The sequence below is a fragment of the Streptomyces sp. NPDC051907 genome (assembly GCF_040681075.1).
Classification (GTDB): Bacteria; Actinomycetota; Actinomycetes; order Streptomycetales; family Streptomycetaceae; genus Streptomyces.
Window position 1 is genome coordinate 1 of record NZ_JBFAYB010000213.1, and the last position, 3,023, is coordinate 3,023.

At 69.4% G+C, this 3,023-nt stretch carries 2 protein-coding genes and 1 pseudogene; 2 read left to right on the top strand and 1 reads right to left on the bottom strand.

What is annotated here, in order from left to right; translation table 11 throughout:
- Positions 1-364, bottom strand: a pseudogene (locus tag AB0M39_RS41705) (GTPase RsgA); the annotation flags it as partial.
- 318 nt (positions 365-682) lie between these two features.
- On the opposite strand from AB0M39_RS41705, the gene AB0M39_RS41710 reads away from it, so the two are divergent.
- Both AB0M39_RS41710 and AB0M39_RS41715 read left to right on the top strand, forming a co-directional pair.
- Complete coding sequence (locus AB0M39_RS41710) at positions 683-1,795, top strand: right-handed parallel beta-helix repeat-containing protein (protein ID WP_365374332.1); 1,113 nt, start codon at positions 683-685, stop codon at positions 1,793-1,795.
- Between the two features lie 42 nt (positions 1,796-1,837).
- Positions 1,838-2,902 carry a methyltransferase gene (locus AB0M39_RS41715; RefSeq protein ID WP_365374335.1) on the top strand — a complete coding sequence of 355 codons (1,065 nt, stop codon included), beginning with the start codon at positions 1,838-1,840 and terminating at the stop codon, positions 2,900-2,902.
- Positions 2,903-3,023: the final 121 nt, after the last annotated feature.

The following is a 3,023-nucleotide window of genomic DNA, read 5'->3' on the forward strand; positions in this document are numbered from 1 at the left end:
CGATGATCGCGTGGTCGACGTTCGCCGCGAGGATCTGCCCCTCGGAGCGGGTCGAGGAGGTGGAGCGCACGAAAGCGGTACGGCGCGGCAGACACGTCCGTACGAACTGCGGATCGCCGTCAGGGTCCACCGCCGCCCAGTCGCCGGTGCACACGACCCGCAGCGGGTCGTGCGGGGCGACGAACGCGGTGTCCGCGCGGACCAGCCCGTCCGGCGTGACGACGTCGCACTGGCCACGGTCGACCCGTACGACCCGGCCGGGCAACAGCCCCCGCTCGGCGTAGGGAGCGAATTCGGCGGCCCAGCCCTCGTCCCAGCCGTAGCGGGACAGGGCGGAGTGGTGTGCGGAAGAAGAGTGAGACAAGGGGTGACCCTTCACAAGGGTGGCCCCGGCACGCGCCGCGTCGGGCGCGAGAGAGAAGAGGTCAGCCGGAGACCACGGAAGTGGAGTGGATGGACTTCGTGATGTGGGCAGGGCCCATCTCGGCGACAGTCATCAGTCACACCTCCCGGTTCGTTCGCAGCTGGACAAATCGGCCACCCTAGCCCCGCCCGTCCGCCCCGCGCCAAGGGTTTTCCGCGCCAATCCCCTTTCCCCCGGAAATACCCCACTCGCGCACGCGATGTATCCATCCGCTCACCCCATGTGGCGGGCGGCCATGATCGCCCATAGCTTCGGCTCATGACGAAACGACAGATCATCTGCCTCGCGTGCACCGCCGTCGTGGTCGCTTCGGGACTGGGGGCGGCTGCGCCCTCTGCCCATGCCGCCACACATGTGGTGCGCCCGGGCGAATCGATCCAGAAAGCAGTCGACGCGGCCAAGTCGGGAGACACGATCTTCATCGCCCCGGGCACCTACCGGGAGAGCGTCCTGGTCACCAAGTCGAATCTGACCCTGCGCGGGGCGGGACGGACCACCGTCCTCAAGCCCGCCGCCACCACCGCCACCGCCACGGCCACCGCCGCCACCACCGTCCCCGCCGCCGGGCGCTCCGCCGCGGTGAACGCCTGCGCCTCGGCCGGCAACGGCATCTGTGTGACCGGCACGGCGGACAAGGACGTGGGGAACGTGACCATCCGCTCGCTCACCCTGTCCGGCTACAAGAAGAACGGCATCTGGGCGACCGAGACCGACCGGCTGACGGTGCGGAACGTCACGTCGGAGAAGAACGGCACCTGGGGCATCGCCCAGCAGCAGTCCACCCGCGCGGTCTTCCGCGACAACATCGCCCGCGACAACGGCGACGCCGGCATCTTCATCGCCAACACCGTCGAGCGCGAGGGCGGCGCGGTCGACACCAAGAAGGCGGTGATCGCGGGCAACCGGATGTCGGGCAACCGCATCGGCGCCACCATCCGGCGCGTCAGGAACCTCACGGTCCACAGCAACGACATGACCGCCAACTGCGCGGGCGTGTTCGTCGTCGGCGACGAGTCCGAGCCGGGCGCCGGGGACATGACCATCCGCGCCAACAAGATCTACAAGAACAACAAGTCCTGCCCCGCCACCAACCGGCTCCCGGCGATCCAGGGCTCGGGCATCGTGCTCACCGGCGCGGAGACCACCACCGTCCGCAACAACCTCATCCTGGACAACGTCGGCGTCTCGCCGCTGTCCGGCGGAGTCGTGCTCTTCCAGAGCTTCGTCGGCGCCTCCAACGACGACAACGAGATCAGGAACAACCGGGTGCGCGGCAACAGTCCGTACGACCTGGTCAACAAGGGCACCGGAACGGGCAACCAGTTCGTCGGCAACTCGTGCCAGGTCTCCGAACCCACAGGGATGTGCTGACCGGCGTTCCCGTTCCTCAGGCCTCAGGAGAATCGAGACGGTATGACCACCGTAAGTACCAGAACTGTCCACTCGCCCCCGGCCGACCCGGTCGTCGGCGCCCCGCCGGCCATGCGGCTGCGCGAGCTCGTCTTCGGCGCGGCGTGCGCCGCGGCCGTGCGCGCGGCGGCTCGGCTGGGGGTGGCCGACGCGCTCGGCGACTCGCCCACCACCGCGGAGGACCTCGCGGCCGCGGTGGGCGTCGAGCCGCAGCCGCTGCGCCGGCTGCTGCGGGCCCTGTCCTGCTACGGCGTCTTCGTCGAGACGGAGGACGGGACGTTCGCGCACACCGACATGTCGCTGATGCTGCGCGAGGACGACCCGGCCAGCCTGCGCTACATCGCCCTGTGGTGCACGGAGCCGTGGACCTGGAACGCCTGGCCCCGGCTGGACGACGCCGTCCGCTCCGGCGAGAGCGTCTTCCAGGACCTGTACGGCAAGGGGTTCTTCGACTACCTGCACCAGGACGCGCACGAATCGGCGCACGTCTTCAACCGGGCCATGACCACCTCCAGCATGCAGTCCGCGCTGGAGGTCGCCGAGCTCCTCGACCTCACCGGCGTCACGTCGGTCGCGGATATCGGCGGCGGCCAGGGCCATGTGCTGGCGAGCCTGCTGGAGCGCCACCCGTCCGTGCACGGCACTCTGCTGGACCTGCCCGACGTGGTGGCGAAGGCGGATCCGCGGCTGAGGGCCGGCGGTGCGCTGGCGGAGCGCGTACGGATCGTCCCCGGGGACTGCCGTGAGGAGATCCCCGTCGACGCCGATCTCTACATCATCAAGAACATCCTGGAGTGGGACGACCTCAGCACCCGCAGGACGCTGGGGAACATCCTCGCCGCGGCCCGTCCCGGCGCGCGGGTCGTGGTCATCGAGAACCTCGTCGACGACACGCCGTCGATGAAGTTCACGACGGCCATGGACCTGCTGCTGCTCCTCAACGTCGGCGGCGCGAAGCACACCAGGCAGAGCCTGGTGGACCGGATGACGCAGGCCGGTCTGCTGGTCGGCGAGGTCCGTCCGGTGAACCCGTATCTGCACGCCTTCGAGTGCTCCGTGCCGGTGTGAGCCAAAGAAGCTGGTGAGCGAAACGCTCCCATGGCGGTCCGTCCGCCGTGGGAGCGTTTTGTCGTGGTGAGCGAGAGCGATCGTCGTGGCAACGAGAAGGGGCCCCGGGTCCGCGGTCGCG